General features: G+C 52.0%; 1 protein-coding gene. It reads right to left on the bottom strand.

All coding sequences use genetic code 11. The features are described 5' to 3' along the window. Nucleotides 1-104: 104 nt before the first annotated feature. Nucleotides 105-596: 3'-5' exonuclease (locus tag ACWHAR_RS29635; protein ID WP_452088761.1), on the bottom strand; the 492-nt coding region annotated here is incomplete at its 5' end.

The raw sequence follows: 596 nt of genomic DNA, 5'->3' as shown, positions 1-596 counted from the left end.
TATTCGTAGTTGTATTTGTTAATCAATGCATGCAGTTGTTCCACACGGCGTTTAGCTGCTTCTTTTTCCATTGGTTTCGTCCTTTCATTTCAGGTCTTTTGCCATTATTGCTTTTCAATTGGCGCAAAGGCCGCGAGAAGACGCTTCACTCCGGTCGGGCTCGGAAAGGCGATGTCAAGCTCTGTCGATTCGCCGGATCCCTTGACGCTGACAACGGTTCCGACGCCCCATTTTTTATGGGAGGCTTTGTCGCCGACTGCCCAATTGACGCCGTCGCCGCCGGTTTTGCTGTACGATGCAGCCGGACGGGTAACGGGGCCTCTCCGCTCGGGCTTTCTTCCAAACGGCGTTTTCAGATCTTTTTTCTTCTCGTTTAGATTGTCCAATAATTCCTCCGGTATTTCCGCAATGAACCTTGATTCCGGGTTCATATTCGTTCTTCCGAACAACGTCCGCATCCGCGCGTTCGTTAAATAAAGTTCTTCCTCAGCCCTCGTGATGCCGACGTACGCGAGTCTCCGCTCTTCTTCCATCTCCGCTTCCTCCATCAGGGAGCGGCTGTGCGGGAACACTCCTTCTTCAAGCCCCATCAGGAA

This window comes from Bacillus sp. LR--39 (assembly GCF_053613335.1).
Note: the sequence above shows the minus strand (reverse complement) of the source record. Positions and strands in the feature narration are given on the sequence as shown.